The organism is Myxococcus virescens, from assembly GCF_900101905.1.
Classification (GTDB): domain Bacteria; phylum Myxococcota; class Myxococcia; order Myxococcales; family Myxococcaceae; genus Myxococcus; species Myxococcus virescens.
Genome location: NZ_FNAJ01000013.1, coordinates 33,104 through 47,215, shown reverse-complemented (window position 1 = coordinate 47,215; position 14,112 = coordinate 33,104). Strand labels below are relative to the sequence as shown.

Below are 14,112 nucleotides of genomic sequence, written 5' to 3'. Positions count from 1 at the left end.
ACATGCCGGAGCCTTGGCGTGATGCAGCCATCTCTTCCGGTCATGGCCTCGCTCTCCGCCCTCCTGCTGGCGGGAGGGTGCAAGCGGGAGCCCGATGCCGCGGCGGCGCAGATTCCCGCGCTGCCCCAGGTTGCCCCCAACGCGCTGCGACCCGTGGAAGCCTTCGCGGCCATCCTGGACCGGAAGGAGCGCTCCCGCGCGCTCTTCCTGGAGGCCAGCCGCGTCTTCTTCCACCCGCGGTGCGCGAATTGTCACCCGGCGGGTGACAGCCCGCTGCAAGGTGACGACGGCCAGCTTCATGACCCGCCCGTGGTGCGCGGCCCCGAGGACCAGGGTGTGGTGGGCATGGAGTGCATCAGCTGCCACCAGGACAAGAACCAAGACCTGGCACGCATGCCCGGCGCGCCGAAGTGGCATGTCGCCCCCATCGAAATGGCGTGGGTGGGGAAGAGTCCTCGTGAGGTGTGCGAGCAGCTCAATGACATGAAGCGCAACGGCGGCAAGACGCCCGAGCAGATGATTGAACACAACGCCCACGACGCATTGGTGGCCTGGGGATGGAACCCGGGCTCGGGGCGTGAGCCCGCTCCGGGGACGCAGGCGCAGTTCGGTGCCATCGTCGCGGCCTGGGTGGAGACGGGCTCGGAGTGCCCGAGCGAGGAGGCACGGCCGTGACGGTTCGCGTTCGCATCAACGGTGAGGAGAAGGAACTGGACGTCGACCCGGAGATGCCGCTGCTGTGGGCGGTGCGGGACGTGCTCGGGCTCACCGGCACGAAGTACGGCTGCGGCCAGGCGCTGTGTGGCTCGTGCACCGTCCACCTCGACGGGCTGCCGGTCCGCGCGTGCGTGACACCCCTCCGCCGCGCGGAGGGGCACTCGGTGACGACCATCGAAGGGCTGTCGCCCGACGGCAACCACCCGCTGCAGAAGGCCTGGGTGGAGCTGGGTGTGCCGCAGTGTGGCTTCTGCCAGGCGGGGCAGATCATGTGCGCGGCGGCGCTGCTGGCGAAGAAGCCGCGGCCGTCCGACAAGGAGATCGACCAGTCGCTCGCAGGCAACCTCTGCCGGTGTGGGACGTACACGCGAATCCGCTCGGCCGTGAAGAAGGCCGCGGGCATGTCCGAGGAGTGACGAGGCCGCCATGACGAAGCTGCTCACGTTGATTAGCCGGCGCTCGTTCCTGGAAGGGCTGAATCTGTCCGTGGGAGGGCTCGCCCTGGGTGTCTTCTCCGGGGGCCTGGCCGCGGCGGCCAGTAATGCCTCCACGGCGAAGGGCGCTCCGGGGTTGAACCCGAACGTGTTCGTCCACGTGGCTCCGGACGGAGCGGTCACCATCGTCTGTGCCCGCTCGGAGATGGGGCAGGGCGTGCGCAGCTCGCTGCCGGTGCTCGTCGCCGATGAGATGGGCGCGGACATGGCGCGGGTGACGGTGGCCCAGGCCGACGGTGACAAGGTCTACGGCGACCAGAACACGGACGGCTCCAGCAGCGTGCGGGGCGTGTACGACGACATCCGCCGCATGGGTGCCACCGCTCGGGTGATGCTGGTGGCCGCCGCCGCCCGCCGCTGGAAGGTGAAGCCGGAGGCGTGCGAGGCCCGCGACCACGCGGTGTTCCTCCGCGACGGCAAGCGCTCGCTGGGCTTTGGCGAGCTCGTGGCCGATGCGTCGAGGCTGCCCATCCCGAAGGCGAAGGACGTCAAGCTGCGGCCCAAGAGTGAGCTGCGGATGGCGGGCCGGCCCATGCCGCTGCTGGATGGCCCGGCCTATGTGACGGGAACCGCGGTGTTCGGCGCCGACATCCGTCTGCCGGGCATGCTCATCGCCGTGGTGGCGCGCCCGCCTGTCGTGGGCGGCAAGGTCGTTCGCTTCGACGCCACCCGCGCGCTCGCGGTGCCCGGGGTGAAGAAGGTTCTCGAGCTGCCCGCGCCGAAGCCGCCCTACACGTTCCAGTTCTGGGGCGGCGTCGCGGTGCTCGCGGAGAACACCTGGGCGGCGATGCGCGGGCGCGAGGCCCTGGACATCACCTGGGAGGAGGGGCCGAACGCCTCCTATGACTCGACGACGTACCGGGAGCTGCTGACGGCGTCGATTCGCGAGCCAGGAACGGTGGCGCGCAACGTCGGTGACATCGACGCGGCGCTCGCTTCCGCCGCCCGCGTCGTTCAGGCCGAGTACCACGTTCCCCACCAGTCCCACATTCCCATGGAGCCTCCCGTGGCCCTGGCGCGAGTGGAGAACGGGACGTGTGAGGTCTGGGCGCCCACACAGCATCCGCAGGCCGCGCGCAGCGTGGCGGCAACGACGGCGGAGCTGCCGGAGGAGAAGGTCCAGGTCCACGTCACGTTCCTGGGCGGAGGTTTCGGCCGCAAGTCCAAGGCGGACTTCATCGCCGAGGTGGTGTGGCTGGCGAAGGAAGCGGGCGTTCCGGTGCGCGTGCAATGGACGCGCGAGGACGACGTCCGGCACGACTACTACCACCCCGTCAGCGCGCAGCAGCTCACCGCTGGGCTGGATGCATCCGGCAAGGTCATCGCGTGGCGGCACCGCACCGCGTTCCCGCCCATCGCGTCCACCTTCGCGCAGGCCACGCGGCCCAGCCCGTCGGATCTCCAGCAGGGCGTGCTCGACCTGGCGCTCTCCGTGCCCAACGTCCGGGCGGAGACCTGCGAGGCGCCTCCGCACGTGCGCATCGGCTGGCTCCGGTCCGTCTACAACATCTTCCACGCCTTCTCCGTGAACGCCTTCGTGGACGAGCTGGCGCACCTTCGTGGCACGGACTCGCGCGACATGCTCCTGGAGGTGCTGGGGCCGCCGCGCAAGGCGTCGCTCCAGGAGCTGGGCATCACCGCGCTGCGGAACTACGGCGCGTCGGTGGAGGACCACCCCGTGGACGCGGGGCGCTTGCGCGGCGTCATCGAGCGCGTGACGGCGATGTCCGGCTGGGACGCGCGCAAGGCGAATGGCCGGGCGCTGGGGCTCGCCGCGCACCGCAGCTTCCTCAGCTACGTGGCCGTGGTGGCCTCGGTGGTCAAGGATGACCAGGGGCGCATCCGCGTCGACGAGGCGTGGGTGTCGGTGGATGCCGGGACGATTCTCAATCCGGAACGCGTGCGCTCCCAGATGGAGGGCTCGATCATCTTCGGCATGAGCATCGCGTTGCATGGCGCCGTCACCATGAAGGGCGGCGTGACGGAGCAGTCGAACTTCCGCGACCTCAAGCTGGTGCGCATCGGCGAGGCGCCGCGGAAGATTCATGTCGACATCGTCCCCAGTGAGCTGCCGTCCGGGGGCATTGGTGAGCCCGGCGTGCCTCCGGTGGCGCCCGCCATCATCAACGCCATCTTCGCGCTCACGGGCACGCGCATCCGCGAGCTGCCGGTGTCCCGCACGCTGGCCGTCTGAGTGTCATGTCCGGTGCCTGGGGGCTCCAGGCACCAGGACGGCGCGCCTCGGGTTTCGGGCGCGGGCTGCGTCAGGTGCTCCACCGCAGGCACTCAGCACGCCCAGCGGAATGCTCCACAGCAGTGCTCCCTTCCGGCTCCGACGCATCGTTCCGTCCTCATTGAGAAGGCGGAGGCGCGGGGGACTTGGGTGGATTCACTCCAGGTATGGGTCATTCGCAGACCACGGAGGTCCGTTGACTTCGTTCAGGGCAGGTCTTCTGGTGGGTACACCAGACCCCTGCCATTGGAACAACAACCCGCCAATCTATTGGCAGGTGTGATGACAGGTGGGCGGAGCGCCTGTATCCAGGGGGCATGACGCAGAGCACGCCAGAAGGTGTAGACGCGCGCGGCTTCCGGGATGCCATGGCCCGGTGGGCCAGCGGCGTGGCCGTGGTGGCGATACGGGACACCGAAGGCCTGCGGGCGACGACGGTGAGCTCCTTCAGTTCCCTGTCGCTGGACCCGCCGCTGGTGGTGGTGGCGTTGTCGGATGCGTCCCGCACCTTGAAGCGGGTGGAGGTCTCCGGCGTCTTCACGCTCAGCATCCTGTCCGCCGCACAACGTTCCATCTCCGTGCAGTGCGCGAAGGGGGAACTGGATGCGCAGTTCTTCGACGCGGACGCCTTCGTGCGGGACAGCCTGGTGGGGCTGTCATGCCAGGTCCATGGCCTGCACCGTTACGGTGACCACACGCTGATTGTCGGCCGCGTCACACGTCTTCATGAGGGACGTCCGCAGGAGCCCCTTCTTTATTGGGCGCGGGGCTATCGAACCGTGACCTCTCTGCCGCCGTCTGATAGCGATGGCGCCTGACCTCTCACACCGAAAGGAAACGACCATGCCGTTCACGTTGCCTGATCTGCCTTACAAGAAGGACGCCCTCGCGCCGCACATGAGCGCGGAGACGCTCGAGTTCCACCACGACAAGCACCACGCCGCCTACGTCAACAACCTGAACAAGCTCCTGGACGGCAAGCCGGAGGCGAACAAGTCGTTGGAGGAGGTCATCCTCAACAGCGACGGTGGCGTGTTCAACAACGCCGCGCAGGTGTGGAACCACACCTTCTTCTGGCAGTGCATGAAGCCCGCTGGCGGCGGCAAGCCGACGGGTGAGCTCGCGGCGGCCATCGACCGTGACTTCGGCTCCTTCGAGAAGTTCAAGGAGGAGTTCTCCACCGCCGCGGCCACGCAATTCGGCTCGGGCTGGGCCTGGCTGGTGCTGGAGGGCGGCAAGCTCAAGGTCACCAAGACGGGCAACGCGGACCTGCCGATGAAGCACGGCCAGAAGGCCCTGCTGACCATCGACGTGTGGGAGCACGCGTATTACATCGACTTCCGGAACGCGCGTCCGAAGTTCATCGAGACGTTCCTGACGCACCTCGTGAACTGGGACTTCGTGGCCCAGAACTTCAAGGTCTAGGTCGCACCGCACAGCGTCCATCGCTGGCCTGGGCGGCCTCGGAGGTCATTCGAGGCCGCTCAACGCAATCCGCCCCTCAGCCCCCACGCGGAGCACCACCTGGGGCGGAGCGCAGGTGGCCTGAGCCGCCAACCACCGCGCCAGGGGCGCGACCACCTGTTGCTCCACGGCGCGCTTGAGAGGCCTGGCCCCATAGCGTGCGTCGAAGCCGCTGCGCGCCAGGTGCTTCACCACGTCCTCGCCGAAGGTCACCTTCACGCCCCGGCGGCTGAGCCCCTCGCGAGAGAGGGCCGCCTCCAGCGCGCGCCGGGCGAGTGATTCAATGACGTCCTCCGTGAGCGCGCGGTAGGGCACCACCCGGTCCAACCGGTTCAGCAGCTCCGGCCGGAAGAAGGCCGCCGCGGCCCCCAGGTAGTGCGCCGCCCGCTCCAGGGCGCCGCGCTCCCCGAAGCCCAGCGAGCGCCCCGCGCTGTCCGCGCCCAGGTTGCTGGTGAGCAGCACCACGGTGTTGCGGAAGCTGACGGTGCGGCCAGTGGCGTCCGTGAGCCGGCCTTCGCCAAGCACCTGCAACAGCAGGTCATGGACGCCCGCATCCGCTTTTTCGATTTCGTCCAGCAGCACCACGCCGAAGGGCTGCTCGCGGACGCGCCGCGCCAGGCTGCCTTGTTGGCCTCCCGCTTCTCCCACCAGCCGGGTGGCGCTGCCAGGCGCGGCGTACTCCGCCATGTCGAAGCGCGCCAGCCGGGCCACGTCGCCAAACAGGTACTCCGCCAAAGCGAGCGCCGACTCTGTCTTGCCCACGCCGGTGGGACCCAGCAGCAGGAAGGCGCCCAGCGGACGCGAGGGGTCCGCCAGGCCCGTTTTCAGCGTGACGACCAGGTTGCGCAGGAGGAGGGTGGCCTCGTCCTGGCCCACCACGCGCTCGCGGAAGCGGCGGAGCAGGGCATCCGGGTCCAACCGGATGGCGGAGTCCACCAGCTCGAGCGGGTACCCGGTCCGGGTGCAGAAGGCGCGCGTCACCGAAGCGGCGTTCACTTCTCCGGTCGCGCCGGGCTCCGTGCTGGCGGCGCGCAGCAGGGACATCGCGCCTCCGGGCGAAGGGCCCGAGCCGAAGCGCTCCGTGAGTTCGCTGGCGCGGTCCAGTGCGTCGGGCGTGAAGCGCACCTTGCGAGCGCGGCCCACCCGATGCGAGGCCTGCTGAAGCGCGGTGCGTGCGGCCTGGGCCGAAAGGGGTGCCACGGCGATGTGCCGGAGCGATTGCAGGAACGCGGCGTGGGTCCGCTCCGCGCGGGCCACGTCCTCCGGTGTCGCCTCCAGGACGAGAGAGACTTCGCCACTTTCCAATGCGGGGAGCAACTGACGCGCCACATCCAGCCCCGTGTCGCCGCTCCCCAGGGACAGCAGCTCCGACAGGCTGTCGAGGTGCAGCACGGCCCGGCGAACACGCAGGGCCTCCACCATGTGCTTCACGCGCTCCTGCCACTGCCCCAGGTAGCGCATGCCCGCCATGATGCGGCCTCCGGAGGAGCTGAAGACCTCCAACCCGTGAAGCGGCGAACCCGTGGTGGCCGCCTCCGCACGGTGCACGAGCTCATGAACCAGGGCCGTCTTGCCCACGGACGACGGGCCCACCAGGAGCACGCTGGCTCGGGTGCGCGAGGTGACGGCCTCTGCGAGCCGGGACACCTCCAGGTCCCGTTCCCAGGCGCGTTCCAGCAAACCCGCGCGGGCTTCCTCATTGAGACACCGGCTGGCTTCCGCGAGCCCCGGTGGTGGCGCCTGCCGCCGCTGCGGCTTCGCGGCATCGAGCGCGCGGGCACGCGGCGTGTCCCGGAAGCGGACGGGCACTGACAGCGTCTCTACCTGTTCCTCGCCCACGTAGGCCAGCGAGTGCAGCCGGTCGAGCGACGCGAGATAGAGCTCGTGGCGGACCAGCTCCTCGACGAAGGGCTCCAGGTCCGCCGCATCGTGCAGCGTGCCCTTGACGTCCACGCGAGGCACCCACACGCGCAGGGACTGGCGCGCCGGTGCTCCCTTGCGTGCGGTGCGGGCCTTCACCCCGTGCGTGAGCACGGTGAGGCGCAGGGGAACGGACAGCATCTTCCCGTGTTCGAGCGCGCGCACCGTCAGCGTCGTCTTCCGCTGGCGCAAATCGCTCCAGTGGGTCTCCTCGTCCCAGAGCGCTCCTCGCTTGAGGAGCCGTCCCACCACCGCCGCGATGTCGAGCCTCGCGGCGTGCAGCGTCGGCGCGAAGGCCGCCAGGTGCGGGTGGGTGAGGACATGCGCCGCCACGCCCAGCCCGGGATAGGTGCGCACGAAGAGGTGGACGTTCTTTTCCATGTCAGTCGTGTCCCTGGCTGGTTCCCGGAGCACCCTCGCGGCCCATGCGAGCGCCTCCCTGGGGCGGCGTCCGCTCGCGACGTGCGTGAGTTCGGTCGAGTCGTGCGGCCGTCCAGTCGTGACACCCTCGCGGCCACGCAGGATGACGTGGCTGGCCGCGCCCACTGACGCGGCGCCGCTCCTACGGGCATCGCGTTCGCGGACGACTGCCTCATCCCATGCCGCCATCACGCGCGGCACGTCTTCCAGACTCCCGATGTCTTCGGACAGGTGCTCCAGGCGGACCAGAACCTGACGCGGCCCATCGCCATGGACGAGGTCCACCAGCGCATAGCCTCGAAGGGGCGCCAGCACATCGCGCAGGCCGATGGCTGACATCCGCACGGCGACACGCCGAAGCGTCAGGTCCTCGGACCGCTCGTCTCCGGACTGGAACCACTCGGTGCGCCCGTCGGCATGGACGGCTTCCAGGTACATCGCCGACTCCCCGAGCGCGCTGGGGAGGGAGTGGGCCACGGTCCACACCGCGGATGGCGTCGCGTCGCCGAGCCCCTCCACCAACACCGTCACGACGTCCGTCCCCCGCGCCAGGTGCGTGAGCTGATGTTCGGCCCAGGCGGTCTCGTCGCGAAGGGCCAACACCCGGGGCTGTGCGCGGCGGAGCTGTTCTTCGTTCGAGACGTGCAGCGGGCGCTCCTCATACGCAGGGCGCTGCCGCAGGCCCAGGTGGCCCACGTGACTCGAGTGCGACGTCAGCATCTGCTTCACGGTGGACGCAGGCGACGGCGCGTCCTGGAAGTCGCGCGGGACCAGCTCGTAGTCACGGATGTCCGTGGCCTCGAGCGCCAGCCGGTGCAGTCGCTCCGCCAGTTCTCCCGCCTCGGGCACCTCCTTCGACATCAACGCCTCCAGCCGCGAACGGGTCTCCTCGAGCAGGCGGGAAACCTCCGCCAGACTCCATGCAGAGGCAGGCCGCTCGGGTGCCCACGCAGGCACGTTGACCAACACCTCCACCGACACGCGCAGGTCGTTGCCGTCCCGTAGCAGCTCCACGCGCGCGAGGTCGTCCGCGCTCCGCCGCACCAGGTGGTGGGCCAGGGGCAAGGTGAGGCGCTTCTCCAGTGCGCGCTTGAGGGGGCGGGCTCCGTAGCGCGGGTCGTAGGCCTCCTCCACCAGCAGGTCCAGCAGGCGCGGCTCGACCTCCACCAGCACGTTGCCCTGCCGGATGCCATGGCGCGACAGCAGGGCTTCGAGCGCGAGGTCCACCACCACGCGCAGCGCGGCGGGCGTGAGCGGACGGAAGGGCACCACCCGGTCCAGCCGGTTGAAGAACTCCGGGCGGAACCAGGCACGCACGGCGGAGAGGTAGTGCGCCTCCGCGCTGTCCGCGGCGCGGTGGAAGCCGGTGTGGGTGGCGGCCTCGCGCACGCCGAGGTTGCTCGTGAGCACGACGACGGACTGCCGGGCATCCACCGTGCGTCCCGCTCCGTCCGTCAGCCGTCCCTCACCCAGGAACTGGAGGAGGGCGTCGAACACGCGGGGATGGGCCTTCTCCACCTCGTCGAACAGCACCACGCAGAAGGGCTGGGTGCGCAGCGCGGTGGTCAGCTCGCCGTCGGGCGCGCCGGGCCGCCCGAGCAGCCGGGTGATGCTGGAGGACGTGACGAACTCCGACATGTCGAAACGGATGAGCCGCTGCTCTCCGCCGAAGAGCGTCCGCGCGAGCGCCTTCGCCGTCTCCGTCTTGCCCACGCCCGTGGGGCCCACGAAGAGGTAGGTGGCCAGGGGCTTGTCGGACGGCTGGAGCGCGGACTGCAACGTGAGGATGGCGTCCACCACGGCTTCCACGGCTTCGGGCTGGCCCGCCACCTGCCGCTGCATCTCCCACGTCAGCGCTTCGCGCTTCTTCGGCTGGGCGCTGCCCAGGATGAAGTCCGGTAGGCCCGTCTGCTCCCGCATTGCGTCGATGACGTCCCCCGATGAAAAGCGCCGGGTGCCCGAGGTGTTGACGCCCTGTCGGGCCATGACCCGGCGGAGCAGACGGACGGCCTTGCCCGGGAACGCCTCGTGCGACACGAAGCGCTCCTGCAAGGAGAGCAGGGTCTCCAGCGCCAGCGGCGAGAGCCGGACCGCACTGTCCGTGCCTTCCGCTTCCAGTTCTCGCACGGTGCCGAGGAGCGCGGGCAGCGTGGCACGCGCATCCAGCGCGGGGACGTGGATGACCCGGAAGAGCGAGGCGAGGGTGGGGGCTTCTTCCCGCACGCGCTCGAAGCGCTCGGGTGTGGACTCGGCGAGCACGGTGAGCTCGCCTCGGGCCATGTGGGGTTCCAGGAACTGCGCGACGTTGGTGCGCTCATTGCGCGTGCGGCCCGCGTAGACGAGCGAGGCCAGGTCGTCCACGTAGAGCAGGTCGCCGACCTCCATCAGCTCCTTCACCACGCCCCGCGCGCGGGCCTCCCACTGGCCCACGTACATCATGCCTGCAATGAACTGGTTGCCGTCCACGCGCCACACGTCGCGACGCACGCCCGCGGCGTCCTGCCGGGCGGTGAGCCGGCTCACCGCTTCATGAATCAGGGCTGTCTTGCCCGCGCCAGGGGGACCCACCAGCACCAGCGCGGAGCCTTCGCGGCCTTCGAGCGCCTCCACGAGCTCGCGAACCAGCGCCTCGCGGCCGAAGCAGCGCTCCAGCGTGCCGTCTCGGGCACCGTGGCTCAGGTTGCGCGCCACGACGCGGAGCTCCACCAGGGTGAGGCGCCGCCGGTTGCGGCGTTGCTCCCGCTGCTCTGGCGTTTCGGGCGCGGTGTCTTCCTTCTCCGGGTTCTTCGCCCGGCGGCGTCGTGCGGGCAGGGCCGGTCGCGGCGGCGTGCGCGGGAGGACGGAGGGGGCATACGCATCCACCTCCAGGAGTTCCAGTTGCTCCCGGCCCTGGGCCCAGTGTGCGTCCAGGGAGTCCAGGTTGTGTTCCAGACACCACGCCACCAGCCGGCGCGCGAGCGCCTGGGGCAGGTCCGCGGGCTGGTTCAGCGCGAAGCGCGCGGCGGGGAGCCGGGTGGGGGTAACGACCCAGAAGGTGTCACGGGGCCACTTCTCCAGCAGCACGGACATGGTGCCCTGGAGGACGACGCGCCGGTTCTTCTCCCGGTCCCTTCCTTCCGCATCGACGGTGACGTGCTTGAGGGCGAAGTGGGGTGGAAGTTGGTACTGGGCCACCTGGGAGGGCGACTCGCGCTCGAAGCGCTCCATGACAGCGAGCGCGAGTTCGTCTCGCAGCATGGAGAGGCTGGGCCCTGCTTTGTGCAGCGCCGGGAAGAAGGCGGGCACCCAGGCCTCGACGAGCCGGCCGCTGAGCGGGGCCACCACGAAGGGAAGCTTCAGGTCCATGTCGGTCAGTCCTCGTCCCGGCTGTTGAAGACGCGCCACTGCATCCAGGGCTCCAGCAGGGGCTCCAGGTCAGGCCCCTCCAGGCCGAAGCGCTGCTGCACCCCGGTGCGAAGGTCCGTCAGCGTCCCCTGGCCCGAACCGCTGCCCGACAGGCGCACCTGACGGACCTCGTTTTTCGGCAACTGCTTCTGCAACGCCTCCCGGGAGGCGAGGTCGAACAGCGAGAGGGGCCGCGGCTCGAAGTACGCATGCACCATCGAAATCTGACTGCCTTCGATGAAGCGATGCAGGCCGTGCTCGCCAGCGAGCAGCAGGGCGTGGGGGCCGCCCTTGACCTGAATCGCATAGGCGACCGGTTGTACGACGAGCTTGTCGAAGGTCTCATCGTCGGTCCACCGCCATTGCGGCGGCGGAGGGGTGCGATGGGCCTTTTCGCCGGGCTTGCGCTCGGGGACGGCGAGCAGGCCTCGCCGCTTCTCCATGGACGCCTTCTGGGTCCACCGCTCATAGGCCGTGGCGAGCATGCGCGCCTGCCTCCACGCGCCGCGGCCTGGCACCAGGTAGAGGGTCGCGCCATGTGACGGGGGAAAGAGGGAGGAGTAGATGCGTTGCCGGATGCGCGCGAAGGCCGCTTTCACCTGGCTCACCTCGCGGCTCAGGGACTCCACCTGCTCCACGGTCCTGGACAGGTGGGCCTCGAAGAGCAGGTCCTCGATGGCCTCCGCCTGCTGGGCGCACTCCCGAAGCGACTGTTCCAGCGCTCGCGCCTCCGATGACTTGCGCGAGTTTTCTTCGGCCAGCGCCCGTTCTTCCCAGTACGCGGTGTGCCGGGAGACCTTGTCGAAGACGGCCAGGACGCGGCGCAGGGAGCGCATGGGCGCGCAGCGGCTCCAACGCTGGACCTCCGCGCGCACGGTGGCTGCTTCCTCGAGGATCCGCTCGATGGCCTCCCGGCCCCCGCCCTCGGCGGCGCCGCCCAGGGACTCGGCGCGCAGTTCGAGTCCCGTGGTTCCCGCATCCACTGTGATGCTCGCAGGCCCCAGGCGGGGATGCGCCGCGAGCCAGTCCGCCACGGGGACCACCAGCTCGCGCTCCAGCGCGCGCTTCAACGGGCGGGCGCCATACCGCGCGTCGAAGCCTCGCAGGGCCAGCAAGTCCTGGGCGGCGGGGGTGACCTCCAGCAGGGCATCGTGGAGCGAGAGGCCTGGACGGCGGCACACGGCTTCGAGCTCGCGGACCACCAGCCGACGCAGCAGCGGGGCGGACAGCGGCGAGAAGACGACCACGTCGTCCATGCGGTTGAACATCTCCGGCCGGAAGAAGCGCTGCACCTCGGAGAGGTAGTGCGCGCGAAGGGAGGCCATGTCTGGAGCACCGCCCGACGCATCGAAGCCCACGCGGGCGCGCAGGGTGTCCGCGCCCAGGTTGCTGGTGAGGATGATGAGGGCGTTGCGGAAGTCCGTGAAGCGCCCGGAGGCATCGGTGAGGCGGCCTTCGCCCAAGACGCCCAGCAGCGCATCGTGAACGGCAGGGTGGGCTTTCTCCACTTCGTCCAGCAGCACCACGCAGAAGGGCTGCCGGCGCACCGCCGAGGTGAGGTAGCCCGGCGTCTCTCCGTCTCCCATCAACCGCAGCAGGGCGTCCGGACCGGCGTACTCACCCATGTCCAGGCGGACCATGCGCTCCTTCGCACCGAAGAGCAGCTCCGCCAGCGCCTTGGACAGCTCCGTCTTGCCCACGCCGGTGGGGCCCACGAAGAGCAGCACCCCCAGCGGGCGCCGCACGTCCGACATGCCGGCCTTGAGGACGGATACCACGGAGGCCGCGCGCTCCACGGCGGCGTCCTGCCCCATCACTCGCGAGGCGAGGAAGTCGCGCACGTGTGCGGACTCCATCGGCTGGTCGTCCCGGAGCAGGTGCTCGGGGATGCCGGACTCCGAGGCGAACTGGCGGGTGGCCTCCAGTCGGGTGACGGAGGTGCGCGAGGCTTGGGCACACGACGCCAGCAGCCGGCGCACGAACGCCACGGTGTTGCCCACCTGGGCGCCGTAGGGGAGGAAGCGGCGGCACAGGAAGCGCGCCTCGTCGAGCGCGTCGGGCTGGACCTGCATCGCGGCGGCCAAGGCGTCGTCCTCCGCCACCTTGGCGACGATGCGGCCGAGCGCATCGGGGGCGGGCTCCGCGACGCGCACCACCGAGAAGAGCCGGGCGAAGCTGGCGTTGCGCTGCTCCACCTGGGCCCAGGTCTCCTCCGTGGCCTCGGCCACGACGGCCACGTCACGCGCCGCGAGGAGGGGGAGCAGCAGCTGGGCCACGTTCTGGTCACTGTGGGCGCTCTTGCCCGCGTCGAGGAGCTCCACGGCATGGCCCAGGGACAGCAGGGCCCGGGCCTCGGTGGCCTCACGGAAGGCGCGCAGCACCTGCTGCTGCCAGTCTCCGAAGAAGCCCTCGCCCGCGATGAGCCGGCTTCCGTCGAGGAAGTAGAACGGGCGGGCGCGCTCGGCCTCGGTGGCGGTGGGGGCGCGCAGCGACTGGGCGAGCGCGTGGAGCACCGACGTCTTGCCCACGCCCGAAGGCCCCACCAGGACCACCGGTTCGGCGTCCTTGGCCGCGAGCCGGGTGCGGAGCAGGGCGACCAGCGCATCCTGCTCGTAGGCCGCGTCGAGCTGCCCTTCCTGCGCGAGCCGGTGCCAGGCCACGCCGACGCTGTCCAGGGTGGGCGTAGGCGGCGGCTTCGCGGGCGGCTCACCCGGGCCCCGATGCGCGGTGCGGCGGCGTGGCTCCCAGCTGTCCAGGTCCAGCGCCTCCGAGTCTTCGTCCTCGTCGTCCTCTCGCGTGTCGTCCTCCAGGTCGGCGGGCGCGTCCGGAGGGCGCGGCGGTGGACGAATGTCACGGTGCAGCTCGCGAGGCGTGAGGTCCGACAGGGCCACGGGGGTGGCCCGCACTTCGATTTCCAGCAGCGACTCGGGGCCATCCGGGCGCAGGGCAAGGCGCTCCGCGTCGGACATTCCCTCCAGGCGATCTCCCAGCAGCTCCTGGGCCTCGGCGGGGAGTGTCTTGCCCTGGAACCAGTGGTGGCTGTTGAGGCGGGGCGCGTGGAGGCCCAGGAAGGCGTTGAGCGTGGGAGCCACCACGGCGGACAGCGTCAGCGGCGCGAAGTGATTCTGCTCGGCGCCCCAGACGGGAATTGCGGGCAGCTCCACTGTTTCGAGCGTCCCTCCGGTGGGGGCGATGAACTCCGGCACGCGCCGCGGGTGGACGCGGGAGAGTTGGTCATCCAGCGCGAGCGTCAGCTCCTCGGTGGCGGCCTCCAGCGAGTCCGCGTGCACCGCGAGACGGCGCAGCGCCAGCGGCGTGAGCGTCACCCGGCCGCTGACGTGCCGCTGCAACCAGCATTGAAAACGGAAGTTCATGGGTGAGGGCTCTGGTGAAAACGGTGCCGTGCGTGACGGCATGAGCTCCCGGGAGCTGACCGGACCCGCTCTCGACGTGGGCCCGGCCTGACAGTCCGTCGGATGC

General features: G+C 70.2%; 7 protein-coding genes. 5 read left to right on the top strand and 2 right to left on the bottom strand.

What is annotated here, in order from left to right:
• Nucleotides 1–21 precede the first annotated feature (21 nt).
• The 5 genes from BLU09_RS28645 to BLU09_RS28625 all read left to right on the top strand — a co-directional run bounded on the left by BLU09_RS28645 (nt 22) and on the right by BLU09_RS28625 (nt 4,869).
• On the top strand, nt 22–675 hold the full coding sequence (locus tag BLU09_RS28645) for an Isoquinoline 1-oxidoreductase subunit (protein WP_186817853.1): 654 nt from the start codon (nt 22–24) through the stop codon (nt 673–675).
• Nucleotides 672–1,133, top strand: a complete 462-nt coding sequence (locus BLU09_RS28640; protein WP_090493262.1) for a (2Fe-2S)-binding protein — start codon at nt 672–674, stop codon at nt 1,131–1,133. Before BLU09_RS28645 ends, BLU09_RS28640 begins: the two co-directional genes overlap by 4 nt.
• Nucleotides 1,134–1,143: 10 nt before the next feature.
• A complete protein-coding gene (locus tag BLU09_RS28635) occupies nt 1,144–3,405 on the top strand; it encodes a xanthine dehydrogenase family protein molybdopterin-binding subunit (protein ID WP_090493048.1) in 2,262 nt (753 codons plus the stop codon).
• A gap of 356 nt (nt 3,406–3,761) precedes the next feature.
• Entirely contained in the window at nt 3,762–4,262 is a 501-nt protein-coding gene (locus BLU09_RS28630) for a flavin reductase family protein (protein WP_090493046.1), read from the top strand.
• Between the two features lie 25 nt (nt 4,263–4,287).
• Nucleotides 4,288–4,869, top strand: a complete 582-nt coding sequence (locus tag BLU09_RS28625) for a superoxide dismutase (RefSeq protein WP_090493044.1) — start codon at nt 4,288–4,290, stop codon at nt 4,867–4,869.
• A 45-nt stretch (nt 4,870–4,914) separates the two neighbouring features.
• Here BLU09_RS28625 and BLU09_RS39525 read toward each other — a convergent pair whose 3' ends face one another.
• The gene (locus tag BLU09_RS39525) at nt 4,915–10,593 is read right to left on the bottom strand and encodes an AAA family ATPase (RefSeq protein WP_244172088.1); all 5,679 of its coding nucleotides are present in this window, start codon (nt 10,591–10,593) and stop codon (nt 4,915–4,917) included.
• Between the two features lie 5 nt (nt 10,594–10,598).
• Entirely contained in the window at nt 10,599–14,006 is a 3,408-nt protein-coding gene (locus BLU09_RS28610; protein WP_244172087.1) for an AAA family ATPase, read from the bottom strand.
• Between the last annotated feature and the right edge of the window lie 106 nt (nt 14,007–14,112).